The sequence below is a fragment of the Streptomyces sp. B1866 genome (genome assembly GCF_031932565.1).
GTDB lineage: Bacteria > Actinomycetota > Actinomycetes > Streptomycetales > Streptomycetaceae > Streptomyces.
This window is the reverse complement of the sequence record NZ_JAVSCF010000649.1, coordinates 1-344: the sequence shown is the minus strand read 5'-3', so window position 1 is coordinate 344 and position 344 is coordinate 1. Positions and strand designations below refer to the sequence as shown.

Annotated in this window: 1 pseudogene; it reads right to left on the bottom strand. The window is 83.4% G+C overall.

Annotated elements, in window-relative coordinates:
* Positions 1–344: pseudogene (locus RKE29_RS30615) on the bottom strand (hypothetical protein); the annotation flags it as partial.

Here is a 344-nt window from a genome sequence, read left to right as displayed (position 1 = left end):
CGCCAGCGCGGCCACCGCGACCGCCGCGCACGCCCCGGCCGGCGCCCACCGCCCGGCCTGGGCCGTGGCCCCGCCCGCCGTCGGCGCCGCGGCGGCCAGGAAGAGGGCGAGCCCGGCGGCCAGCGCCAGGAACGACAGCCACGTCCGCCCCCCGGGCCGGTGGCCGAACACGACGCTGCCCGCCACCAGGGTGAACAGCAGCTCGGCGGCCAGCAGCGGCTGCACCACCGACAGCCGGCCGGCCGCCAGCGCGCCCGCCTGGAGCACGGCGGACGCCACCAGGGCCGCCGCGCCCGCCAGCCACATCGGGCGGCGCAGCAGCCGGGCCAGCCGGCGCGCCGCCT